Source organism: Shewanella sp. 10B (assembly GCF_023475885.1).
Taxonomy (GTDB): domain Bacteria; phylum Pseudomonadota; class Gammaproteobacteria; order Enterobacterales; family Shewanellaceae; genus Shewanella; species Shewanella mangrovisoli.
This window is the reverse complement of record NZ_JAMDJO010000002.1, coordinates 442,424-467,136: the sequence shown is the minus strand read 5'-3', so window position 1 is coordinate 467,136 and position 24,713 is coordinate 442,424. Positions and strand designations below refer to the sequence as shown.

Genomic DNA, 24,713 nt, shown 5'->3' with positions numbered 1-24,713 from the left:
AAATCATTACAGAATGCTTTTTTGATAGTTGGCGAGCCACACTAATAACTCTTGGAGTGGCATAGGTTTAGCGTAAAAATAGCCTTGGGCATCATGGCAGCCGCGGTCTTTAAGCCAGCGGGCTTGCTCGCGGGTTTCAACGCCTTCGGCAATCACATTCATCTTGAAGCGTTCACCCAGCAGGATAATGCTGTCGACAATCGCCGCGGCGCCATCGTCGGTGGTGATATTATCGATAAAGGATTTATCAATCTTAATCCTGTCAAAGGTCAGCTTGCTAAGGTAGGCAAGGGAAGAAAATCCAGTGCCAAAGTCATCGATCGCGACCTTGATATTCATATTGCGCAGGGCTTTGAGTTGTTTATTGATCACCTCAAAATTTTGCATGGCAATGGATTCTGTGACTTCTATTTCGATATGTTTGCTGGCAATCTGTGCGGCCTCAATATGGCTATGCAGTTGATTAACGATTTTTTCCTGCTCAAATTGCATTGCGGAGAGGTTAACGCCAATACGTAAGTTTTGATAACCCGCCTCGGCGAGTGCATGCATGGCTTGGCATGATTGCACAAACAGTTGTTCCCCCAACTGAGTGATCAGCCCCGTCGCTTCGGCGATGGGGATAAAACGTAGGGGCGGCACCTTATCACCATTGGGTAAAGTCCAGCGCGCCAGCGCTTCGACCCCAACGACTTCCCCTGTTTGTAACGACACCTGTGGCTGCAGGGCAATATGAATATCCCCTTGGGTAATGCCTAACTGTAGTGCCTGAAGTAATTCAAAATGTGACGTCACATCATCGTTGTTGGGCTGATAGGTTACATGCTGACGAATACCCAGACTCTTAGCCTTTTTGAGTGCCATATTCAGCTGAGTGATGGCGGCGACCACATCCCCTTCGGCGAGCTCAAGGGGGAGAGTCACAGTGCTGATATTGACGGTAATACAGGAGGTACCCTGTTGATAGGGGGCGACAAACAGCTGCTCAATCAGTGCGGCGGTGACTAAATGCTTAGGGCCTAAAATGGCAAACTTATCATCCTTTAAGCGGCTGACGAGCACACTCGCATCGAACTGCTCCCTCAGGCTATTGGCCACATGTTTGAGCATATCGTTGCCATGCTCAGAGCCAAATACGTGGTTAAAGTCTGAAAACTTATCAATATCGATGAGTAATAGATTAAATTTATCGCGAACATCCTCCTTTAAAATGCCATCGAGTGTACGAATGAGTACATTGCGATTTGGGATCTTAAGTAAAGGATCTTCGAAGGCGATCTTATCCAACTGACTCATCAGGGAGACGCTGTGCAAGCCGCCGCAAATATTCATGCTAAAGACGCGAATTAGCTCGGTTTCGGTCGCATCTAAGAGTCGCCCAGTGGCGAGGTAAACCGCATAGTCATTGCCAGCCAGCTCGCCGGGGAAGAACAGACAAGTGTATTGTGGCTCGATGCGTGATTGTTTACTGCTGAGTGATAATTCGAGCTGGATGCGAATATGTTGCTGCTCGAGTTGTTGTAAGGCTTTGCCATAGTAAGACTCAAATTCCCCCGAGGCACCAATGATCTGATGTATATGACCAAACTCGCTGAGATCATTAATGGCTTTGACACAGACAATCCCGCCCGAAGGCAAATTCAGCAGTATGGCCAGTTGCTGCAGCATCTTGCTCGAGAGTTCTTTGATATTGCGCGAGGTATACAGGGCGCCGCTGGACTCGGCGATTAATTGCAGCCCGCGTTTTGCGTTGGCGATATTGCTGATCTGTTGATAGGAGCGCAGGTTAGTGGTCAAGATGGTTTGTAGGCGATCGGCGGAGAGTTCCGACTTAGTCCAATAATCGTTGATATCATAGTCGCGCATCACGTTAAAAACTGGTGCCATGCCGGGTTGTCCGGTGAGCAGAATAATGCGAATTTTCTCGTTGCCGAGCACTTCTCGAATGCCGCGAACTAATCTCAGTCCTGCATCTTCGGTCTCCATCACCACATCGACTAAGGCAATGGCAAAATCGTCTTCATTGGCGACGATTTGACAGGCTTCTGCGTAGCTAAATGCTTGGGTTAATTCTATTTTGAGCCAAGAATGGTCAGGGTAGACAGTGCAAATGCGGTAGAGCGTTGGAAGTTAATATCATCATCAACTGTGAGAATTTTGACAGCTTTTGCAGCCTTTACCGCTGTGCTTGCTATGGGCTCATCTAAAAAAACAATTTCTTGCGATTGACTAACCATATTCTCTTTCCTTGAGATGCCTAAGCATCCTTATTAACTCAGCCTAGAAGTGAGCAATTTTTATACTCAAAGTATTTGCGACAGCTAGGCTTTATTCAAGAAAATATTTTTGTGGTCAGATATATAAGTCTTTTTAAGCAATTACTCGATTTTGAAATCCTTAGAAAACAGCGCCTGTAATGCCCTAAGGTATTCTTGATCCTGTTTGGGCAACACAAGCTGCGCCAGTTCATCGCCAATCGGCGTCAATCGATAGTAGCTAAACAGCAAGTTTCCGCTCTTGGGGGTGAGCTTCATTTGGATGCCGGGCATGCTCAGTTGGATGGGGGTTTTACTGTTGAGTAACCCGGTTTCAAACTCACTGCTGTGGAGTATCCCTGCATCGACTAAGGTGAGAATGCTGGAGTAGGGCAGACCGAATTGGGATAGGCCAAGAGTGACAGTGCTATTTTTGCGAAAATACTGCCCGAGTCCGCCGGTGAGTCGATAGCCGCTGATCAGTTTTAAGCGCTGCTCATTATTGACCTTGGCCGCCATACCGAGGGCCTTTTCGAGGATTTGCGCTTCTCTGTGGGTAAGTTGTTTGAGTAGCGCTAAGGTGCGCAGGCTAAAGTTACCCGGGTTGACGATTTCACTCGAGAGAATACGGGCCCACAGATCCTGCATTTTACGGTTGTGGATTTGCTCCGCCATCAGGAAAAATTGATGACTCCAGTCGGGGTCGAGATCGACACCCGTCACATCCGATGGCGTGTAGCTCAAGGCGAGGGCGAAAATGGTTTCGACATTGGCCTGATATTGGCTGGCGAGTTTGCGCTCCCTATGTTGTGCACGTTCGGCAATAGAGGCATTGGCGGGGCGATATTCCTGCTCGCTGGCGAGCCCGAGTTGGCGACCAAGGAGCAGCGCTTTTTTACGGGCCGAGACCTCGGCTGCGGGAGCCGCTTCATCCGCAAGCATTAAAATATCTGAATCCTTCATGCCTTTATCCTGTGGCTTAATCGCTGTTGATACGCGGGATACTAGCTTATCCCGCGTGACCAGCTTAGTCGATTGCAATCCTTAAGTCTCTGCGCTGGATTGCTTTTATTGCGCAGCCTACCGTTTTAACTGTCGAGACTCGGTTTATCAATGCTTTTAGCTGGCCATGCCCAGTAGGTTTCATTTCCGGGGGATGGGTGGCGCGGCACATTGAGAGCCAACACGAGTGAGCACACCGCAAAGCCTGCACCTATATAGAAGACGAGGGCGGGATCGCTTAGCCACAACAGACCTAAGAGTACGGGGATAACGACCGCAGCGATATGGTTAATGGTAAAGCTGACCGACATAGTGGCGGCAATATCTTTGCTGTCGGCAATCTTTTGGAAATAGGTTTTCATGGCTATCGCCATCGCAAACAGTAAATGGTCAATCACATAGAGCGCGGCGGCCATATGGGGTTGTTCGACAAGGGCATAGCTGACAAACACAAAAAACAGCCCAATGTATTCCACTGTGAGAGCATTACGTTCACCAATACGGCCGATAAAGCGGCCAATTGCTGGGGCGAAAAGCAGGTTAACCACATAATTGATAAGGAACAGGGCGGTGATTTCGCTAACGCTGTAGCCGAATTTCTCGACCATCATAAAGCCTGCAAACACCATAAAAATCTGCCTACGGGCGCCGGAGAAGAAGGTTAGTAAGTAATACAACCAGTAGCGTTTACGCAGGATGACCTTTTTATGTTGCACTTCATGGGTGTCGAACTGGGGGTAATACAGGCTCATGCTGATCACCATCAGTAAACCTAATACACCAATAATCAAGTACATATGCCAGTAATCTAACTTTAGCCAGGTCATGACTAGCCAAATACTGCCATAACCGACTAAGGCCGCCGCCGAGCGCCATGCGAGGGCTTTACCCATAAACGCCGCAGTGTCTTGTTTATCGACCCATTGCAGGGTGAGGGATTGGTTAATGGTTTCAAAATAATGGAACCCAACTGACATCAGAATTGTGGTCAGATATAGCCCCAACACCTGCGGAAAAAAGCCAGTAATCGCCACGCCAATACAGAGCAGGGCTAATGAGAGCAGAGCGAAGGCTTGTTCGCGCACTAACAGCAATACAAAAATAGCGGTAAAGGCCAAGAAGCCGGGGATTTCCCGCAGGCTTTGCAGCATACCGATTTCGGCGCCGGTAAATTGCGCTTTTTCAATCACGAAGTTATTGAGCAGGGCTTGCCAGACGGCGAAGACCAGCGACATAACAAAGGTCATCCATAGCAGTAATGCCTTTGGATTTGGGGTTTTAGTTGCGTTCATGGATGGGGTACTCAGGCGATAAGTGAACAAATGCTAATGCTTTTACCTGTTATTCGCCACCCGAGAGCTATAGTACTCATTCCTGATTTTGTAACATTTTGATCCCAAGGTAGTGGATATTTGTTTTTGTGAGCAAGCTAGAATTACCGTATATCTAGGGCACATTTGGCGCTAAGCCCGTGATCTATTTCATGTAAATTGATGACTAAATCACCTAGTATGCAATATCGTAATAGGCAGTTTGCTTTTTGCGTGATAAACCTAAACGGCTTCTTATTTGACTGATGAACCATAAAAGCGCCCTTCTGGTGCTTAATAAGCGCAGTGGTTGATTGGGTCATCGAGGCTGAATGTATTCGTTTTTTTAGGTCAACATAAAGCCGCCGTCTTTGTCTTTTTCTGGCCGCTTTTTCTTATTTTTGTTGAGATAATCGAGGCTTAAGTGAAAAAAATTCTGATCATCTTCTCTAGTGTTCATGGTCAAACTCGTAAAATCACCAATCAATTGGCGCAGCAACTCAAAGAGTTAGGCAACTCTGTGGTGATTGCGGATATTAAGGCCGTCCCTGCGATGGAATCCTTCGATAAGATCATTATTGGCGCCAGCATTCGCCACGGGAAACATAACCCAGCGCTGTATGAGTTTATTCAGAAGCATCAACAGATCCTCACGCAAAAGGTGAGTGGCTTTTTCTCCGTCAGTTTAGTCGCGCGTAAGCCAGAGAAAAACACCCCAGAAACCAATCCCTATATGCAGGCGTTTTTAAGTAAAACGACATGGCGCCCTAAGCTGTTACAGGTATTTGGCGGTAACTTAAATTACCAAGGCTATAATGCGTTAGATAGAAATATCATTCGCTTTATCATGTGGTTAACTAAGGGGCCTACGGATCCTGTCACTAATGTGGAATACACTGACTGGCAAAAAGTGAATGATTTTGGCCAACAGATCCATCAAGCCTAAATGGGCGAATGGGATAAGTCTGCTGCAAAGGTAACTCAACTATGTCAGAAAAATTAACGCAGGCTCTCGGTTTTTTGTTGGCACGTTTGCACGTTTGGATTGTGCTGTCTTCTACTTTACTCGTCTGTACTAGCCCGTGGATCTTTATCGGCAGAAGCCTGCGCGCTAATGCTAGCGTTTGGGATTATCTGCATGTTTATCTTGGATTAATCTGTGCTGTACTCGGGATCTTATTTTTACTGCGCAATACTCTTCAAGGGAAATGGCATCAGTATTTTGCCTGGTTGGTGGGAGATTGGGGGCAACTAGCGCAGGACATTAAAGGACTGTTTAAGGGCAAACTACCGGTCGCGGGTGGTAAGGGCTTGTTCAGTACGGTTGAAGGCATTGGCATGTTGCTGCTGGTGGCCACTGGCGTGACGGGCGCGATATGGTTTATTTATCAAGGCACTCCGCTCGCGATGACTTGGCGCGGGTATCATCAAGTCTGTGCTGATTTTTTTATTGGTTTTTCAGTCGTTCACTTGGTCTTGGCAGCAACACATATCATTGAATTTATTCGCCAATAACATTTTATCTCGGTCAGGTTAGCTCAAGGATTTGGCCCGCTTTGCGCCTCCTCCGACTATAGGTTTACCTCATTCTCGATTGAACAGGTTTTCACCGTTCAGCGTACGTTCATCGACAAGCTGCACACTCAGCCCTAGACTTATCTCTACATGCCTACCCAGCCGTTTGAGCCGATGTTTTCATGCTTTGGCTTTACTGAATTGTGCTCAAAGATTGAGGTAGGCGATGCTGAGAATTTTTTGGAACAAATGAAGGTATCCTATGAATATTCAAAAAAGTGCTCTAGCGATAGCGTTGACGGGGTTACTGTTTGGTTGCGGTGGCTCTGATTCGAATGAGCCCGCCACTCAAATGGCGACCTTTAGCCTAGGGGTTTCAGACAACCCCGCCGATGCAAAATCGGTCACTATCGCATTTAGGCAGGTCGTGTTGAAGAACGACACGGGTAGCTACTCATTTAATGTCACTCCAAATGGCGAGCTCAAATTTGTCGATTTATTAGAGTTTCAAGGCAGTGCAGTAGAAACGCTGGTGAGTGGTCAATCCATCCCAGTCGGTGAATACCAAATGTGCCTGTATATGAAAAACAGCACTGTGGCCAATAGCGAAAGCTCACACGTACAAACCTTCGATGACACTCTGTATGGGCTAACGACCAACAGCAATGGCTCATGCGGTGGTGTGGGCGCCGATGAAAGCGACACTGGCCGATTGTTTTTTAATAAAAAATTCACCATTGCGGCGGGTGTAAACAGCTTTGTCGCCGAGTTTGATTTAAGCAAAGGTCTGCAGGATCCCCATGGCAACAAAGATTACTGGACGCTGAAACCGACTTCAGTGCAATTATTTAATCAGTCCGAAGTGGGTGCGATTAAAGGCACAGTGGGCGCGACGGTGATGGAAGGCTGTGAAGTCGCTGCGGGTGGCTCTGAGTTCTCGCCAGCGGTTTATTTGTATCCCGCCAATACCACGCTTGAGCAGATGAAAGATTTCAGAACCGAAGCTGACACGGCGACTGAAATCGCACCTATCGCCGCCGCTCGGGTGAATGATGTCACAGACACAAACGGCCAAGTCGTCGGCCACGATTATGAATTTGGTTTTGTGGTCGCGGGTGATTACAGCTTAGGCTATACCTGCTTAGCGCAAAATGATGATCCGGATGTGAGTAACAATCCCGATGATGTGGCAGCGCCTTTCTTTATCCATGCCGCAGAAACTGGGGTGACAGTTACCGCTAATGGCGTTGCTGAGCGTAACTTTCCGTAGGCCTAATGTCCCATAGGCGTAACTTCCCGTAGGAGTCACGTCCCGTAGAGTTAGTTCGCGAATAAAACACAATAAAAAACCAGCAGAGATGCTGGTTTTTTATTGGTAACTCGTCAGTCGAGTGTTAGCTCAAACGCTTTTGACGGCCAAGAGCAACTACTGCGGCAAAGGCTAAAAATAGCCAGTTTAGGCTACCGCCAGAACTCTTAGGTGCTTGAGCATCTTTCTCGACTGCTAGGTAGTTAATCAGGCCAATTAATTCATCTAAGGTTCTGATGCTACTTAAGTTAACCGCATATTTATCATTCACGATAAAAGCAGGCACGCTTTCAACGCGGAATTGGTTCTGCTGGGCACGCCATAGGGCGAGCTTCTCATCTGTACTCTTGCTGTCGGCCAGTTTGTCGTACTTGGCCGCATCGATACCAAACTTAGCGAAGACTTGTTTAATGTCGTCACGGCTATTGATTTGTGGCTCGTGCTTATGGCCTGGCGCACTGTGGTCGTGGCCATTTGCGCCTGCTTCGCCTTGAATCGCGGCGAACATCGCATGGGTTAAGGCATCTTTATTATCTAACTCTTGGATCACTGCCAGCGAGCGCATCACTTCGGTGCCAATGTCGCTATTCATAAAGTCGACATGCTTAGTATCAAATGCAATGCCTTTGTTTAGGTTCGCTTTGATATCGGGCAGATAGTTGGTTTCCATATTGAAGCAGTTATGGCAATAGAAGGAGAAAAACTCAGTCAGTTTGGGTTCGCTGCTCGGCGCTTTGTCAGAGATTTGAGTGTAATGAGTACCTTCAACATAATTCGCGGCAAAGGCGCTAAATGGTGCAACGATTAAGGCGACAGCCAAGGCTAATGGTTTGATCATAGTTCCCTCAAAGTCGGTTAGCGTGAATTCATCGTATCGATTGAGATGCGCAATTAATTTAATTGGCGAGATGATTTCAAACTGAAAAATACGCAGGGCTTATACCCGCGTGAATATGGTTTTAGGTTAGATGGCAAGGCTTAATTATCGCTGAATTAGGGGGCGGATATCGGACTAAATCTGTGATCCCGCGGGAGTTTCACCGTGAGAATTGCAGGACTGCAAAGGGGATCACAGTTATAAAAGGGAAAACTTAAGCAATATCCCGCAGGGATTGCCAAGCCTCACAGACCTCACGGAAACGCGCGGCGTCGCCTTCAGGTCTATCGGGATGCCATTTCAGCGCTAAACGGCGCCACTGTTTACGGATATCCCTTGGGGTTGCGCTCTCATCCAACTCGAATACCCTCAACGCATGGCCCTTATGCATCAAATTCACATTCAAGCCAATATAGCTCTTATAACTGCTCCAGAAGGCTTCTAATAATTCGCGCACCACGTTTTCACTGGTGTCGTAGTTATTCCAGTCAAGATAGTATTCCCGCAGGGAAGTATCTTCCATTATCAATAGGTTAACGTTGGAAGGGACGAGGCGGAAAATTTGAATCTCCATGGCTTTGACTTGCAGCCATTGCTTTGGCATCAGGATCTCTTGCAGTTCAAACAGGGCATTCATCAGTAAAAAATTGCGTTTAAACAAATCATTACCAGGGTTTTCATCTAACGGATGGATTAGCCCGCGATTTTGCAGTTCGGTGGCGAGATGATGGATTTTCCAACTTTGATTAGAGGCTTGTAACACGGATAACACGGGCCAGATTAACGGGTTATCGCCCTTAGTGGTCGAGAGCGTTGCCGATTGAGCTTCTGCACTGAGTGAAGGTTTAGCGAGTAGCATACTGACTGTCCCATCCTAAGTTGTTATCAAGCGAGTGTGATTAAAAGTAACTTTGCGCTATCTGTAAGATTTTAAATGTTTTTATCTTATATTGATGCGAGTCGTTACTGAGCTTGGAATACACTATGCCATAGAGGAAAAGTGTAGGCAAAGAAGGATTCTAGAGCAATTTACCCCAAGGTCACTCCGCCTTTGGTTGGTTTTAACTGCGGCAATGGGATCTGGCTGATGCTGGAGTAGAGGCAATAAAAATGCCCTTATTTGTCAATAACAAACAAGGGCATATACAAATTCGCTCAAGGGGCGAGGTTTAGATCTCGGTAAAGATAACCTCTTGCGCTAAACGCGACTTAGGTAACTTAGCGTTAAAATCTTCTTCGGAGCGGTAACCTAGAGCGACCACGACAGAGGCGCACAGGCCTTTTTCGCGCAGGCCTAAGACTTGATTGAGTTTAGTCGCATCGAAACCTTCGATAGGACAGGCATCGATATCGAGCACACTTGCGCCCAACATCAGGGTACCCAGTGCTAAATACACTTGCTTCTCCATCCAATGCTGGGCGTCTTTTAGCTCATATTTGTGCATATTGGCGAAGAAAGAGCGGCCATTATGTTGACCTTGCTTGGCTTCTTCACTGGCAAAACGGCCATCTTTGGCTTCTTGCTCTAGCACTTGCAGCAAATGGGCTTCATCGAGTTGAGTGCGTGTACACAGCACGACTACATGGGAAGCGTTGAGAATTTTTTGAGTATTGAAGGCGTAGTTTTCGGTCGCTTGTGCGATCAAGGCTTTGCCTTCCGCCGTGCCAGCCAATACAAAGTGCCAAGGCTGCGAGTTGGTCGATGATGGGCTGAATTGCAGTAAGGTCTTGATTTCGGCAATCTTGTCGGCAGGAATCGTCTTGGTTGGATCAAAGGCCTTAGTGGTGTAACGCTTTTTAGCGAGAAAACTTAAATCACTCATGTAACGGCTCCAAATCATCTAGGAATACAAATTCAACCTCAGCATTTTAAGCTGGTTTGGACAAAAAACAATGTGATCAAAACAGCTATCAGTTTCAAAATATTTTTGAAATTAATAGCCGTTTTACGCAATGAATGCTTATCGGCTTTGGTGAATTGCAGTGAATAGCAAGAATCATCTATTGGCGTTATGACTCGTCTAACAAATTGTTGAGTACTGTTTTGTTGTGGGCAGAGAAATGAGCTAACTCAAAAATACTGAGTGAGATCAAAAGTCCTCCAAAATACCGTTGTCGCTCGTATGGTTTAATCTATTCCTTTGCTACATTTTATTAAGTCGAGCTTACTGTTTAGGGGAACGTATGGCGAGATTATTGATGCTGCTGATTGCTTTTAGCCTAGTACCACTGTCTTGTGGCTACGCAAAGGAACTTAAGTTTGCAGTAGTGCCTAAATTCTATAGTATTTTTTTTGACCAAAGCAAAACGGGTTGTGTTGACGCCGCCGCACAAATTAAAGGGGTTGAATGCATCTATCGGGGACCCGAATCAAGTAGTGTGAGATTGCAAGATCAAGTGATAAACCAGCTGATTGATGAAGGTGTGGATGGAATTGCCGTTGCGGTTACGCAATCTAAGTATCTTGCCGAAAATAGCTTAAAGAGGGCAAAGGAAGCCGGCATCCCCATTGTTACCTATGACTCAGACTTGGATGCTTCTATCGATGAAGATCCTAAAAATTTACGTTTGGCTTATATCGGCACCGACAATTTTGCACTAGGTCAGTCGTTAGGGGAGCAGCTTAAAAAGTTACGGCCCAATGGGGGAAGCCTCATCATGCAATCGGGCCGGCCCGATTCTCCAAATCTGAATTTAAGGTTGATGGGCGTGCGCTCCGCGTTATCTGGCAAAACCTACAATACCCCTCCAGGTGAATTGCTCAATAACGATTTGGGCTGGACTGAAGTACGCGAGCCTTTGTTTAATTTTGACCAACTTAGTCAAGCGGTTAAGCAAATGGAGTCCGTGATGAAAGGCAAGCCAGTCAAGGCCAATTCCTTCGTTGCCGTAGGCGGTTGGGCGCAAAATGATGCAACCCTCTACCGTGAAATGATGGCTCCCTATCAAGATAAAATTGATAACAAGGACATCGTCATTATTATTACCGACATCTCTCCAGAGCAATTAACTATGTTGAAAGACCGCCTTGCCCATATCAACATTGGTCAAAGTCCCTATGAAATGGGAAGGCAGGCCATTTTGACCTTATATAAAATTGTCACGAAACAAAAATACGACGACATTATTTACACACCAGTGACCTTTTGTACTCAACAGAACTATGAGACCTGCGAGAAACCTGCGGGAATGTAATTTCATAGAGGTTATGTTCTAGAAAACGTTTTAGAAAGTGCAGTCCCAAAGAAGTCACAAACAGATGTTTGCACAGTCTTTTATACCCATAAGTTGGTGATAAAAGAGCATTGGTCATCTGTTGCTGTATTAATTTGGAGTTACCCTATCAATATTCAAACGTGACAGTGGTTCAGATTTATCTAGTCTGGTTACGTGCGACCCTTACTATTTTGAGTTGGCTTCTAGCGAACGCGCTTTTGCCCCATTTCTTGTTTCGGCTCTTTAACTCAACCGAAAATTTCCACACCTGCTGTCATAAATATTCTTATCTATTTGCCTATGTATGGCCTTACCAGAAATCGGCTAACAATGTATGGGTATACAGTCGTATTAAAATTTAGGTGTTTCGGTATGATTTTTAGACAAAATCAGTGCGCACTAATTCCGTCCGCAATAAATAAAACTCTATAAAATCAGGTGAATATAGTAACTGAATTTTAGTTAATAGGTTTGGAAAACGCGCATGCGCGTTTTCCCAGATGGTGTATTCGTCAGAAAGCTGATAAGTTCTTTGCATACAGGTAGTTAACCGTGCGCGTTTTTACTGGTCCAACGAGGTAAACGCGCATGCGCACGAATAAAATGTTAAATGCCCAGAACAAGAATCGCTCTATGTCCACAGAAGGAATAATAGATGTCTAAGGATGAGATGATGAAGCATCCTGCTCCACTTTTGAAAGTAAGAGTATCAGACTTTGAAGCCGAACCATGGCTGGTAGCCATGTGTGCTGGTTATGAAAATGGGGAGTGGCGAGAAGAGCAGCTTATAGAGCATGCAATGGAATGGTTGCCGGAATTCTCTCTTAAATATAGCGAATGGAGTTCGCTTGGTGCTTCGAACGCTGTAAAACTCATCAGAAAAGCGGCCAAAGCTCTTTATAATACAGAAAAATTTAAAAGTCGGGGAGAATTTGGAGAGCTCTTTCTTCATATGATTCTCAGGCAAGTATTTGGCACTATCCCTGCGATTTGTAAAATGCACTACAAAGACTCTAGAAATGACACTGTAAAAGGCTTTGACTGTGTCCATGTTGTCGCAAAAGAAACCCAGTTAGAGCTATGGATTGGAGAAGTAAAATTTTATAAGGAGATTACATCTGCTATTAGAGATGTTGTTAAAGAACTTTATGAGCATACAGAAAGGGATTATTTGCGCGACGAATTTGTAGCAATCACTAATAAGATTGACGAAACATGGCCTCACTCAGAAAAGCTTAAAATGTTGCTTGATGAAAATACATCACTTGATGATATTTTTGATTCTGTCTGTATACCTGTTTTGCTAACTTATGATAGCGACGTAATTAATAGTCATACAAAAGTAACGGATGAATTTGAGGCTGAATTTAAGAGTGAAGTTCTAAATAATTGGGAGAAGTTTAAAGGCAAGAACCTACCTGATTGTATAAATATCAGATTGATATTGCTGCCTCTTAGGTCTAAGGAAGATATTCAGAAGAAATTACATGAGGAACTCCAAGCATGGAATTAAGTCTTCTGAAAAACAAGTTAAAAGATTCAGAGGTTATTGAGCGTGAATCATTTTTTATTGCTAAAGCGCTAGCCTCGATATATAACAATTCGGATTCACAATCCATTTCTAGGGCGCAAGAACTAGTGCTTAGAGCGATGGATAAATACGAATACTTTGGTGAGTCAAAACCGATTATAGATTCTCTAATTAGAGAGCTTGGGTTATTTCCATACTTAAATAAGGAAAATCTAAATTTACGAGATTTGCTCGCTGTAGAGGCTCATAAGGCTTCCATTGGTAATGAAGAAATCTATTTTCACGGTCCGCAAGCAGAAGTTTATTACAAACTATTGACTGGGCAGAGTGTAGTGCTGAGTGCTCCTACTAGCTTTGGTAAAAGCTTGATAGTCGATGCACTGATTGCCAGCGAAAAATTCAGAAATATTGTGATAGTTGTCCCTACAATATCGCTAATAGATGAGACACGTAGAAGATTAGCTAAGTTCAGCCCCGAATATAAAATCATTACTCATTCCCTACTGTCTAAAGCAGATAAAAATATATTTGTTTTAACTCAAGAACGTGTTTTAGAAGTGGATTTCATTGGTGACGTTGATTTTTTTGTGATTGATGAATTTTACAAACTAAGTCCTTGGGCAGATAGCGGTAATAGGTGTTCATTGTTAAATGAAGCATTTTACCGTTTGTATAAAAAATGCTCACACTTTTATATGTTGGGGCCAAACATACAAGGTGTAGCTGGCGATTTTATTGAAAATGTACGATTTGAGTTTATTAAATTCAGCTTTAGCACGGTGGTTACTGAATTCCATGACCTGACTTCTGATGAAAAAGAGGATGTTCTAGTTGATTTATGTGGGTCAATAAGTGGCCAAACAATTGTTTTTTGCAGCTCGCCTGCAAGGGCGAATTCTGCGGCCGAGCTAATTGCTAGTAATGTTGATTTTGAGGGGCAAGAAGATGCACTTAAGCTAGCAGACTGGCTAGCGGACAATTACCATGAAGAATGGATATTAACAAACGCTCTAAGATGTGGAGTTGGGATCCATCACGCTAGAATTCCACGAGGTGTATCTCAATATATAGTTGATCTATTTAATGCCGGAAAGATCAAGTTTTTGGTATGTACGTCAACGTTAATCGAAGGTGTAAATACTGCTACAAAAAATATCGTGTGTTACGACAATAAAATCAATAGGACTAATATTGACTATTTTACATTCAACAACATTGCCGGTCGAAGTGGCAGAATGTTTAAGCACTTTATTGGTCATGTGTATTTGCTAGCCCCTCCACCGACTGAACAGTTACCATATGTAGATATACCCGTTTATACTCAGGGGCCCGACACACCAGAATCATTACTGGTAAATATGGATGAGACTGATCTTACTCCACAATCTAGAGATCGAATTAAGCCAATCATAGATCAAACTGATTTATCCTTAAGTACAATTAGAGGCAACAAAACGGTTGAACCAAGCCAACAAATTAATTTCGCAAAATTGCTGAACAAGAATTATGAAGCTTGGATTCCCCAACTATTGTGGAAAGGATACCCTAGCTATGACCAATTGAAATTTCTATGTGCGTTGATTTGGGATTGCTTTGATGGTGCCAAGATAGGCAATCGAAGTGTTTTTTCAGCCTCTCAGCTTGCATTTAAAGTTAGTGAGCTTTCTGAGCGAAAACCAATATATTTACTGATCGATGAAGCGCTTGCATATCGCCCTGATGAAAACGTCGACGCGGTCATTAGTAGAATATTGGATTTTAGACGACTCTGGGCCAATTTTCATTTCCCCCGGTTACTTCGAACAATAGAATCAATTGTAAATAGTGTCCAGCAAGCAAAAGGGGCTAGTTTTTTTTGTGATTACAGTGCTTACTCTATTATGGTTGAGAATTATTTTTATGATTCATCACTTGTTGCACTGGAGGAATATGGTCTTCCTCTTGAGGTGTCTTCTAAATTTGAAAAGATACTATCTTTTGATGGCGACTTAGATAAATCATTAGCGGCATTAAAAGGTATCAATGAATTAGAGGGAGTGACCGAAGTTGATCAGAGCTTCGTTGCACGAGCACAGATTGGCATTTAACAAGCGCATGTTGTCTCACTGGTTTTCCGCTGCGCTCCCAACCAGCCGCAAATGCGGGCGTTATGTTCTAGAGGAAATATGGGATTAAAAAGGATTAATCACTACGTTGAAGTTCTACCCAAAATGTTTGTCGGGTGGCGGATGGGTGAAGACCTCGAAACATTGTCTGAGCTGCCCAATGGTGTCTTGTGTATTAACTTACTCGATGGAACAGTTTCCCACTCGATTGTTGGTGAGCTAGAACTGTATATTTCCAATGAGCTATCAGCGTGGTTTAGAAGCGAATCTATAAAGGAAAATATCGACTTATCAAAGTTATTGAAAGCTTGTTTAACAGTTGAAGTAGATACGGATAAAGTAAAAACCATTAAAAAACGTGTAGTGTTGTTTAATTTTGACTGCACAGCGCATGTGGCAACAGTGAATAAGGTCTATGAAAGTAGATTCTCGGAAGTAACTAGGTGGCATACGAGGCTACGAACATAACAAGGCGTTTAAGGCGGATTCACAACGCTTGGCGATCTCAGTTCAAGTTAAATTTAGTGTTTAAGGTACAATGGTTTAGGTTTAGTGGTTGGCGTTGTTCACCACTTAACGCGGCGTTAGCCCTAGTTTTGAATTAAGAACTGTTTTTATCAAGGAGCATTAAAATGGAAAACAAGCAATCTTCACCAGATTTTCGTTTTAAGCCTTTTATTTATGGATTTGCGTTTGGTGTGGCCATAATGGCTGTTGCTTGGTATATCGTTTAGCTTACCTCGCTATAAATTAACTTTTAATGGTGGCTAACAAGCGCCATCAAAAACGCGCCCTTTGCTCGCGCTAAGGTTAAGGAGTTAAACATGAGTCTAGAATGTCAAATTCTGCTTGATGCTGGGTTAAGTGATAGTACAGCGAAATATTATATTTCGGACAACGGGCGAGATTTTGTTATTGAAGTCGCGCAGAATGAAAAGCTTATCGAAGCTCTGGATACTATAAATTTAAAGGGATTGGCCACAACAATTCCGTTAGCTCAACGTGCCGTTAATAGCACCGGTACGCCAGAGCTAAAAGTCCAAGATTTTAAAATCTATCCAGCGCCAAGAAACAAAACTGTACGCAATGGTATTCATAGTTACGTTTTTATTTATGCGCCAAAGCAGCCCTAACAAGCGCCTTAAACATTGCGGCCGCTGGACTCGCAACAAGTTGCTCCCCGTTTAGGTGTGCGTTATCTCAATAGAAGTTTTAATCCGAAATTAGGAAATAATAGTCAGGAATCTAACTCTCTTTTGTCCCTTTGCTTTTTACGTATATATCGCAAATGGGTAGTTAAAATTGGCATTGGGGCACCAGTGACCGTTGGCGACATGGATGTCGCCGTCGAGCCTATAGGGATATATTCACGGCGAGTCACTGGGGAAACAATGACAATAAACTCCATAAATAGATAAAAAGATTAATCGCTTCTGTCTCAAAGCATGCTGCGTATCATCGAGCAAATACCATTGTTCAACTTCCAATGTTTTATAAGTCTTTATTACCTCAGCACCTTACTTAAAAAGCTTTGGGTTCTGGCTTCTTTGGGGCGGGTGAATAATTCCTCGGGGACATTGGACTCCACCACATAGCCGCCATCCATAAAGATGACTCTGTCGGAAACATCGCGTGCAAAGCCCATTTCGTGGGTCACAATCACCATGGTCATGCCTTTTTGCGCTAAGTCCTTCATTACATCCAGTACATCGCCGACCATTTCAGGATCGAGTGCCGAGGTGGGCTCATCGAATAGCATCAGATCCGGCTCCATCGCCAGCGCGCGGGTAATGGCAACCCTTTGTTTTTGTCCACCCGAGAGACTCGAAGGATAGGAATTGGCTTTATCCTGCAAACCCACTTGAGTAAGCAGCGCCAGCGCCTTGTTATCGGCTTCGGCTTGGGTCATTAACTTTAGGCTCACTGGTGCTAAGGTAATGTTTTGCAATACGGTTTTATGAGGGAATAGGTTGAAGTTTTGGAACACCATGCCCACTTTTTGCCGCAATTTATCGACACAGGCATCCTTGGCGGTAATGGATTGCCCTTCGATTTCAATATCCCCTTGGGTGGGTTTTTCTAACAGATTGATGCAACGTAAAAAGGTGCTTTTACCGCTGCCGCTGGGGCCGATAACACTGACCACTTCGCCTTGGCGAATATGTTCGTTGATGCCCTTAAGGACCTTATTATCGCCGTAACTTTTGTGTAGGTTGGTTATGTTAATCACTTTGCTTCAACCTCTTTTCGAATTTCGACAGCATAAATGTGAAGCTGTAGGTCAGGAACAGGTAAATCAGTGCACAGGTAAAGAGTGGGATACTGTCTTCAAAGGTGCGGCTACGGATAATCTCGCCCGCCCGCATTAAATCCACGCCGCCAATAAAGCCAATGACCGCGGTTTCTTTGAGTAGCACAATAAACTCATTGCCTAACGCGGGCAGAATATTCTTAATCGCCTGCGGCAGAATAATCAGCTTCATGGTCATCGCCTGCGACAGGCCGAGCGAGCGTGCCGCTTCGGTTTGACCCTTATCAACGGCTTGGATCCCTGCGCGAATAATCTCAGAGATATATGCGCCGCTGTTTAAACCAAAGGCGATAATGGCGGCAGTAATTTTATCGACATCGAGCGCTGCCAGCACGATGAAGTAAAGGATCACTAACTGCACCACCACAGGCGTGCCGCGGATGACGCCAACATAGAGTTCAGCGGGGAAGCGGATATACCACTTAGATGACATCTTCATCAGTGTGGTACCCACGCCTAATACTGCGCCTAATAACATGGCGAAGAAGGTCACAATCAAGGTGACTTTTAAGCCATTTAAAATCAGCAGTATGCCTATCATGCCGTCGTCGCCAATCGGGCTAAACAACGAAGTATTGATTGCTTCTAACATAGGGATCACTTGATATGGGCTGAAACGAGTGCCTGATACTGGCCGCTTGCTTTCAAGTTTTTCAGTGTGTTGTTAATGCTGGTGAGGAGTTCTGGTTGCTGCTTCGACACCGCAAAACCATAAAACTCAGGGGGAAAATCCAGCTTGATCAGTTTGAGATCGGGGTTTTTCGCCAGATAGTTCGCCGCAGGCTCGCTGTCGAATAGCACTAAGTCGACTTTGCCATTCTTCAGTTCCATGATGGCTTCAAAACCTGTATTAAAAGCCGTGACATTTTGGGTGTACTTTTTAGACATCATATCGGCGGTTGAGCCGAGCTGCACCGCAAAGTGTTTGTCTTTAATGTCATCAAGGGTATGAATTGTGTCGTTATCTTTATTCACGAGCAGCACTTGAGTCGCCTCGTAGTAGGGCTCCGAAAAGTTAACACTGGCCTGCCGCTCTGGGGTGATGGTCATGCCCGAGGCGATAAAATCAATCTTGCCAGAGTTTAACGCAACGATCAGTGAATCAAATTTCATGTTTTCGACTTTAAGCGTCTTGCCGGCATCTTTAGCGATTTGCTTGGCAAGCTCAATGTCGAAGCCTTTGATTTCGTCGCCACTTTGTCCGCCTACGTATTCAAAGGGCGGGAATGCCGCATTGGTACCGACGACTAAAACATCGTTGCTTTTCCCACATCCAGCTAACAACAAGGTGGCAGTCAGCGCTAGGCCGCCTAATAACATGGATTTTTTCATTTAAGACTCTCTTTTGAATGACTCGCAATGTGGCGACTATAGGGATATGCAGTATAGGTGTCAATAATTATGCTTTAAATTTGATTAAAAATTCAATTTAAGAAGTGGGTAATTTATAAGGGGAAGCTTATGGCTACAGGCTTAGGCTGGGTTGATATCAATACGTTTTTAAAGCGTTAGCGAATTGTTTAGGATGACCGTGGATAGCAATTTGGCGGTGTAAACTTGTGCACAAGACGGCAACTTTTATTCATTTTTTAGGCGGCGATGAAATTTTATGAGCTATTTCCAACAAAAATCGTAAAAACTTCATTAAATTATGCGCGTTAATCTAATCTTAATGCAGGAACAAATAGCAATTTATGGAGCGAAATGTGAGATACCTAACTCTGGCACCTGCGGCACTCCTTTTAGGTTTAGTAACTTCAGTCAGTGCAGAAGAATCTACCCAGTGGCATTACACCATGGGGATACACGATTTTATTGTGGAACAGGAGAGTTCACATACCTTTGGCTTTAACGGCAACATCATGATTGAACATACCACGGCATCGAATATTTACCTGTCCGCCAAGCTGGATATGTTTATCGACATCGATACCGACGATCTCGACCCCGATCATATTCCCGTGTGGTTTAAATCGGACTATGTGGCCTCGGGTGAGTTCTACCATATCGATCCTCGCTTCTTTTTTGGTTGGCAGGTCGACTTGCAGGGTAAACGTAACACTGTGAGTTCTATCGAAAAGCAAGCCAAGTTATTCCCTGGATTAACCGCCAATTATCAAGGCCAAGAATCGCAGGCGCAGTTAAAGGCGGGCGCGGGCTATTACTATTTAGAAATCGATGACGATGTGCCTCGCACCCGTGGTTACGATCGGGGTGACTTTGGCAATGGCACGTTTGCTTACACCTTAATGGGCAGCTTTGGTTTTGATATCACGCCCAAGTTAAAGATGAATTTTGCCGCGCAAAACTGGAATGACGGTGATAAATGGCTTGAAAATCAATATCGCTTCAGCATGAGTTACGATACGGATTATTGGGAGAAGGGCAGCCAGTGGTTACTGTATGTGGAGCATACCGAATACAATCTAGACCACTATGCCAAGGAGAGTGTGCACTCACCTAACTACTTGCCCATTCTGCCTTGGGATAACGATACCTTAGTGCGCTTTAGCTTAGTCGTGCCTTGGTAGTTATTACTTTTGGGTTAAGTGTTTCTCCACTAACGCAATCATTGCCTTTGCCGCAAAGGACAATACCTGTTCTTTGCGCCAGAACAGCGATAACTCCCAGCGCAGTTCATCGCTCGCCAATGGAATATTCACCACCCCAGACACACTGTAACGCCGCGCGATAGAGCGCGGCAGTATCATCACGCCAGTGCCCGCCGCCACGAGGGCAATCCCGAAGTCGGCTTGGCTGACTCGAGTGATGTTTTTAGGGGTAAATCCGGCGTGCTGGCAAGCGGTTAACACCAGTTGATACAAGGTATACTCGGACTCAAACATTACTTGCGGCTCGTCGACTAAGTCGTGGATTGACAGCATTGGCCGCGAGGTGAGGGGATTCTCCTTGGGCAGCACCACCACCATAGGATCGTTAAACACCCGAATGCCGTGGTAACCATCGTCGAGGTTGATAATCCCGGTTGCCAGTTCGATTTCACCCTTTTGAATGGCTAGTGTTTGCTCGACGCCACCGCGCACCAGCAGGTGCATATCTATTTGCGGATATTGCTGGCGATACTTGGCAATTATAGGAGCAAAAATCTCAGCACTGCCAAGCGGCGCGAGACCGAGTTTTAATTCGCCTGCAGTTAAACTGCGCTGGGCACTGAGTTCGGCCAACATGCGTTGTCGGCCAGCGAGTAACTCCTTGCCATGGCGATAGACCACTTCTCCCGCTTGGGTGAGCTTAACTTGCGTGCCACGTTTGCCGCGCTCGAGTAGCACGAGATCGAGTTCTTCCTCTAATTGGCGCAGCGCCTTGGAAAGGGCGGGTTGGGTGAGGTGAACTTTTTCGCTGGCCTTACCAAAACCGCCGGCATCGATGATCTCGATAAAATAACGCAGCACTTTAAGATCCATTATCTTCCCTATAATACATTCTTAAAATTCATGGATTACATTCTTAATATTCATTTTTTTTATCAAATAGGCAAGCCTAAAATAATCCCATAGCAACTTTAGTGTAAATCGAGAAACCGCATGTCTTTCCTACAAGCCGCAATACGTCGATGCCGTCATGGGGCTTTATTGTTAACTCAAATTGGCCTCTTTTGTTTATTGTCTTTCGCCTGCCATTGGTTTGCGACTTGGGCGCATTCACCTGTGCCTGGTAGTGTGCTGGGTCTAGGTATCTTACTGATTTTACTTGCGACTAAGTTAATCCCTGAAAACGCTGTGCAGCTTGGTGCCGCTTGGCTGATAGGTGAGTTGCTGCTGTTTTTTATCCCGCCAGTGATCTCTGTGATCAAGTACGAAGGCCTGTTTGAACAATATGGGGTGAATATTCTCTTCACCTTAGTCATGGGCAGTGTGTGCGTGATGGTGGGCACAGGATTTGTGGTTGACCGAGTATTTCGTTTCGAGCGTCAACTCAATATCAAAAAGCATGCACGTCGCCATGCTAAGGCCGCCTAATGTCGAGCCTTAACTTAAACCCTTCGGCTGTTTCTGAGTTGCTGTTTTCGCAGACGGGATTGGCGCTTATCAGCTTGTTATTAACGCTGTTCTGTTACTTTGCGGCCAAGCGTTTATACAGGCTCCACCGTGTGTGGTGGTTGGCGCCGATTGTGCTCGCGCCTGTGGTGATAACGCTCTTAGTGTTTAATCTCGATATTCCACTGCCCACTTATTTTGAATATACCCATTGGTTAATGGCGATGTTAGCGCCAGCGACGATCGCATTTGCTTTACCGATTTATCGGGAGCGTAAACTTATTCGCCAATATCCGTTGACCATTGCCCTTGGGGTGATAGCGGGACTGTTGCTGGGCATGATTTCCAGCTGGCTGTTAGTGAAATTTGTGCCGCTGCCGGTGGAGCTATCTAAGAGCTTGTTGGTGCGTTCGGTATCCACGCCCTTTGCGATGGAGGCCACAAGCGCCTTTGGCGGAGTGCCAGAACTGACCGCCATGATGGTGCTCATCACCGGCATTATCGGCATGTTAGTGTGCGAGCCGCTGTTCAAGCTGATGCACATTCGTACGTCTTTAGGTAAAGGCGTAGCCTTGGGTGCCTCGGCCCACGGTGCGGGCGCTGCTAAAGCCAGTGAGTTAGGTCAGCAAGAGGGGGTTATTGCCAGTTTAACCATGATTTTTATCGGGATTGTCATGGTGCTGGGCGCGCCCGTATTTGCAGTGATCTTCAGTTAATGTTCGAGAGTGGTGTGCTGAGTTTGCGTTAATCCTCTCCACCTTATTGCTATTTTGTTTGTTTAAATGATGTTGTTTTGCCTCTTAGGGCGCTAACCTCTGCTGGGTTATGCGCCCATTTTTTTAGCTGGCGGCGAATGTAAAATAGAATGATAACGAAATCGAATAGGGATATAGGATGGACAAGCAAACACGGGTATCGAATGTGACATTGAGACCCATAGGACAAGACGATTTGGAGTTGATCTTCACCCATCAGCAGGATCCGATAGCATCCCAACTGGCACAGTTTCCCTCGCGGGATCGTGAGGCGTTTTACCTTCATTGGCAGCAAAATATCCTCGGGCAGGCATCGGTGCTGGCACGGGGGATAGAAGTCGATGGCTTGCTCGTTGGCAATATCGGCCATTGGCATATGGATGGTCAGGCGATGATTGGCTACTGGATTGACCGTGCATTTTGGGGACGTGGGGTAGCAACCCTAACCTTAAGCGCGTTTTTACCTTTAGTGACCTCAAAGCCGCTCTTTGCCCATGTGGCTCAGCATAATCTTGCGTCCCAGCGGGTGTTACTGCGCCACGGATTTGTAAAGACGGACAGACTCATTCAAGAAGAGGATGATGCGGCGCCCTTGTTTGAGTTTGTACTGGCCTGATGCTAAACAGTCACGCTAGCCAATAGTTTAAAACGCTTTTCCTGTGGCTTTGGTTTATTTTTAGGAGAACATTATTTAAGAAATCTATTTAGATATACGTGTTTTATCGTAAATTTAGATTTATCAACCCGACTTTAGTCTAGTACCTGATGGCTTGACCTCATTGGCTAACTCAATGAAACTCTCCATTTAATCACCTCCTACTAAAGTATGGATAATTAAATAATGTTTATTTTCTTCTTATGTCTTGCGCTCTTAGTGCTGGCATACAAGTTTTATAGCCCGTTTGTTGAGCGCCAAGCGGGGATTGATCCTAAAGCGCAAACACCCCAAGCAAGATTCGAAGATGGCGTGGACTATGTGCCCGTTCACCCAGCCAAAGCGTTTTTGATCCAATTCTTAAACGTTGCCGGGGTTGGGCCGATCTTTGGTCCTATCCTAGGGGCTTTATATGGCCCAGTGGCCTTACTCTGGATTGTGTTAGGTAACATTATTGGCGGCGCGGTACACGACTATTTCTCTGGCGTGTTAAGCATTAAAGAAGATGGTAAGAGCCTGCCAGAAATCGCCGGTCATTACTTTAATGTCTACTTTAAAGGCGTGATGCTGCTATTTACTGCGATGTTACTGTTCTTCGTGGGCGTGGTGTTTATCATGAGCCCTGCGGGCCTGTTAAGTAACCTCGACTATTTTAAAGACACCATTTTTGGCAATAACACCTTCTGGGTGTTGGTGATTTTGGCTTATTACTTCTTAGCCACTATGCTGCCAATCGATAAGATCATCACTAAGCTATATCCTGCTTTTGGTCTGTTGATGATCGTTATGACCACCTCGATTGCGGTTGCTCTACTTATCAGCGCGCCACAGTTACCCGAGATGGGCGATGTGTTCGCTTACTTCAACCACAGCCATTACAACAATGAGTTACTCGAGCCAAACCCAGACGGTTTACCGATTTGGCCATTGCTGTTTGTGACTATTACCTGTGGTGCTATCAGCGGTTTCCACTCGACTCAAGCACCTATCATGGCGCGCTGCCTGACTAACGAGAAATACGTTCGCCCCGTTTACTATGGCGCTATGGTGGCTGAAGGTGTAGTGGCTTGTGTGTGGGCGACTGCGGGGATTGCGGCCTTCCCTGGTGGTTATGTTGAGCTTAAGAGCTTACTCGACCAAGGTGGTCCAGGCCTAGTGGTTAACCAAGTGGCGACTAGCTATCTTGGCGTATTAGGCGGTGTGATGGCGATTATTGCAGTGGCTGTATTCCCTATTACATCGGGTGATACTGCGTTTAGATCGCTACGTCTCACTATTATCGACGCCTTTAATATCCCACAGAGTATGCGTAACCGTTTACTGGTGGCGGCGCCTATCCTGACTATCGCTTACTTTATGACTAAGATCGACTTCTCCTTGATCTGGCGTTATTTCGCTTTCTCAAACATGCTGTTATCGACAAGCGTGCTGTGGTTGGCGACTAAGTACCTGTTCGATAGAGGCAGCTTCCATTGGATCGTGAGCTTGCCAGCGATTGCCGGAACCTGTGTGACCATCTCTTACATCATGACGGCGGGTATTGGTTTAGGCTTACCTCAGTCACTGAGTCAACCAGTGGGGATTGCGGTCGGTGTGGTGTGTTTAGTGGCCTTGATTATTGCCCATAACAAACGCAAAACAGTGCTGGATACAAACTCTTAACCTCATTGGTTTTGTGACTGCTAAGGGCTGCATTTTGCAGCCCTTTTTAATACTATTTTCATAAACTGGCGTCAGTATTGAATATTGTCACTGTGACATATTCCATTGCGTCGAAATTATGTTAGATTCTGGCGAACTGATGGAGATAGAGGTATGGTTATCACTGTCATCAACAGTTCTCCACAGGGCAGTCACTGCAATATTGCTTACTT

Annotated in this window: 24 protein-coding genes; 13 read left to right on the top strand and 11 right to left on the bottom strand. The window is 45.2% G+C overall.

From position 1 onward, the window contains the following. Positions 1–6: 6 nt before the first annotated feature. From M0415_RS09530 to M0415_RS09515, 4 genes are all read right to left on the bottom strand, one after another. Positions 7–1,986 carry an EAL domain-containing protein gene (locus M0415_RS09530; RefSeq protein ID WP_249554086.1) on the bottom strand — a complete coding sequence of 660 codons (1,980 nt, stop codon included), beginning with the start codon at positions 1,984–1,986 and terminating at the stop codon, positions 7–9. A gap of 86 nt (positions 1,987–2,072) precedes the next feature. Continuing rightward, entirely contained in the window at positions 2,073–2,237 is a 165-nt protein-coding gene (locus M0415_RS09525) for a hypothetical protein (protein ID WP_249554088.1), read from the bottom strand. 141 nt (positions 2,238–2,378) lie between these two features. Next, positions 2,379–3,218, bottom strand: coding sequence for a TIGR03899 family protein (locus tag M0415_RS09520; protein WP_249554096.1), 840 nt, complete (start codon positions 3,216–3,218; stop codon positions 2,379–2,381). Between the two features lie 125 nt (positions 3,219–3,343). Continuing rightward, a complete protein-coding gene (locus tag M0415_RS09515; RefSeq protein ID WP_249554098.1) occupies positions 3,344–4,549 on the bottom strand; it encodes an MFS transporter in 1,206 nt (401 codons plus the stop codon). Positions 4,550–4,991: 442 nt separating this feature from the next. Here M0415_RS09515 and hemG point away from each other — a divergent pair, with 442 nt between their 5' ends. The 3 genes from hemG to M0415_RS09500 all read left to right on the top strand — a co-directional run bounded on the left by hemG (position 4,992) and on the right by M0415_RS09500 (position 7,352). Continuing rightward, positions 4,992–5,513: a menaquinone-dependent protoporphyrinogen IX dehydrogenase gene (gene hemG / locus M0415_RS09510; protein WP_011716010.1), complete on the top strand. Its 522-nt coding sequence runs from the start codon at positions 4,992–4,994 to the stop codon at positions 5,511–5,513. Between the two features lie 41 nt (positions 5,514–5,554). Beyond that, positions 5,555–6,082 (top strand): cytochrome b/b6 domain-containing protein, encoded by a 528-nt coding sequence (locus M0415_RS09505; RefSeq protein ID WP_249554100.1) that lies wholly within the window; start codon positions 5,555–5,557, stop codon positions 6,080–6,082. A gap of 262 nt (positions 6,083–6,344) precedes the next feature. Continuing rightward, complete coding sequence (locus tag M0415_RS09500) at positions 6,345–7,352, top strand: DUF4382 domain-containing protein (RefSeq protein ID WP_249554102.1); 1,008 nt, start codon at positions 6,345–6,347, stop codon at positions 7,350–7,352. Positions 7,353–7,476: 124 nt separating this feature from the next. Here M0415_RS09500 and M0415_RS09495 read toward each other — a convergent pair whose 3' ends face one another. The 3 genes from M0415_RS09495 to nfsB form a co-directional block, all read right to left on the bottom strand. Next, on the bottom strand, positions 7,477–8,229 hold the full coding sequence (locus M0415_RS09495; RefSeq protein ID WP_249554104.1) for a thiol:disulfide interchange protein DsbA/DsbL: 753 nt from the start codon (positions 8,227–8,229) through the stop codon (positions 7,477–7,479). 253 nt (positions 8,230–8,482) lie between these two features. Next, positions 8,483–9,127, bottom strand: a complete 645-nt coding sequence (locus M0415_RS09490) for a DNA-J related domain-containing protein (RefSeq protein ID WP_011623806.1) — start codon at positions 9,125–9,127, stop codon at positions 8,483–8,485. 310 nt (positions 9,128–9,437) lie between these two features. Continuing rightward, a complete protein-coding gene (gene nfsB, locus M0415_RS09485; RefSeq protein WP_086902103.1) occupies positions 9,438–10,091 on the bottom strand; it encodes an oxygen-insensitive NAD(P)H nitroreductase in 654 nt (217 codons plus the stop codon). 361 nt (positions 10,092–10,452) lie between these two features. Between nfsB and M0415_RS09480 the strand changes: the two genes are divergently transcribed. The 5 genes from M0415_RS09480 (at position 10,453) to M0415_RS09460 (ending at position 16,253) form a co-directional block, all read left to right on the top strand. Next, entirely contained in the window at positions 10,453–11,463 is a 1,011-nt protein-coding gene (locus tag M0415_RS09480) for a sugar-binding protein (protein WP_249554111.1), read from the top strand. A 676-nt stretch (positions 11,464–12,139) separates the two neighbouring features. Next, positions 12,140–12,997 (top strand): HamA C-terminal domain-containing protein, encoded by an 858-nt coding sequence (locus M0415_RS09475; protein ID WP_249554113.1) that lies wholly within the window; start codon positions 12,140–12,142, stop codon positions 12,995–12,997. After that, entirely contained in the window at positions 12,988–15,102 is a 2,115-nt protein-coding gene (locus tag M0415_RS09470) for a DEAD/DEAH box helicase (protein ID WP_249554118.1), read from the top strand. The genes M0415_RS09475 and M0415_RS09470 overlap by 10 nt, the downstream gene beginning before the upstream one ends. A 141-nt stretch (positions 15,103–15,243) precedes the next feature. After that, positions 15,244–15,588, top strand: a complete 345-nt coding sequence (locus tag M0415_RS09465) for a hypothetical protein (RefSeq protein ID WP_229631758.1) — start codon at positions 15,244–15,246, stop codon at positions 15,586–15,588. A 356-nt stretch (positions 15,589–15,944) separates the two neighbouring features. Further along, positions 15,945–16,253, top strand: a complete 309-nt coding sequence (locus M0415_RS09460) for a hypothetical protein (protein ID WP_249554120.1) — start codon at positions 15,945–15,947, stop codon at positions 16,251–16,253. Between the two features lie 371 nt (positions 16,254–16,624). On the opposite strand, the gene M0415_RS09455 is transcribed toward M0415_RS09460, so the two are convergent. The 3 genes from M0415_RS09455 to M0415_RS09445 are packed head-to-tail and all read right to left on the bottom strand — an operon-like array spanning position 16,625 to position 18,763. Beyond that, complete coding sequence (locus M0415_RS09455; RefSeq protein WP_249554122.1) at positions 16,625–17,350, bottom strand: amino acid ABC transporter ATP-binding protein; 726 nt, start codon at positions 17,348–17,350, stop codon at positions 16,625–16,627. Continuing rightward, entirely contained in the window at positions 17,343–18,023 is a 681-nt protein-coding gene (locus M0415_RS09450; RefSeq protein WP_011625362.1) for an amino acid ABC transporter permease, read from the bottom strand. The genes M0415_RS09455 and M0415_RS09450 overlap by 8 nt, the downstream gene beginning before the upstream one ends. Positions 18,024–18,028: 5 nt before the next feature. Beyond that, complete coding sequence (locus tag M0415_RS09445; RefSeq protein WP_249554124.1) at positions 18,029–18,763, bottom strand: basic amino acid ABC transporter substrate-binding protein; 735 nt, start codon at positions 18,761–18,763, stop codon at positions 18,029–18,031. 374 nt (positions 18,764–19,137) lie between these two features. Between M0415_RS09445 and M0415_RS09440 the strand changes: the two genes are divergently transcribed. Then, a complete protein-coding gene (locus tag M0415_RS09440) occupies positions 19,138–19,962 on the top strand; it encodes a hypothetical protein (protein ID WP_249554126.1) in 825 nt (274 codons plus the stop codon). 3 nt (positions 19,963–19,965) lie between these two features. On the opposite strand, the gene M0415_RS09435 is transcribed toward M0415_RS09440, so the two are convergent. Next, positions 19,966–20,856 (bottom strand): LysR family transcriptional regulator, encoded by an 891-nt coding sequence (locus M0415_RS09435; protein ID WP_249554128.1) that lies wholly within the window; start codon positions 20,854–20,856, stop codon positions 19,966–19,968. Positions 20,857–20,976: 120 nt separating this feature from the next. Here M0415_RS09435 and M0415_RS09430 point away from each other — a divergent pair, with 120 nt between their 5' ends. The 4 genes from M0415_RS09430 (at position 20,977) to M0415_RS09415 (ending at position 24,501) form a co-directional block, all read left to right on the top strand. Next, on the top strand, positions 20,977–21,411 hold the full coding sequence (locus tag M0415_RS09430) for a CidA/LrgA family protein (RefSeq protein WP_023268403.1): 435 nt from the start codon (positions 20,977–20,979) through the stop codon (positions 21,409–21,411). Beyond that, positions 21,411–22,145 (top strand): LrgB family protein, encoded by a 735-nt coding sequence (locus M0415_RS09425; RefSeq protein WP_249554129.1) that lies wholly within the window; start codon positions 21,411–21,413, stop codon positions 22,143–22,145. The genes M0415_RS09430 and M0415_RS09425 overlap by 1 nt, the downstream gene beginning before the upstream one ends. Before the next feature lie 178 nt (positions 22,146–22,323). Further along, a complete protein-coding gene (locus M0415_RS09420; RefSeq protein WP_249554131.1) occupies positions 22,324–22,800 on the top strand; it encodes a GNAT family N-acetyltransferase in 477 nt (158 codons plus the stop codon). 225 nt (positions 22,801–23,025) lie between these two features. Continuing rightward, on the top strand, positions 23,026–24,501 hold the full coding sequence (locus tag M0415_RS09415) for a carbon starvation CstA family protein (RefSeq protein WP_011716023.1): 1,476 nt from the start codon (positions 23,026–23,028) through the stop codon (positions 24,499–24,501). The last annotated feature ends 212 nt before the right edge of the window (positions 24,502–24,713 follow it).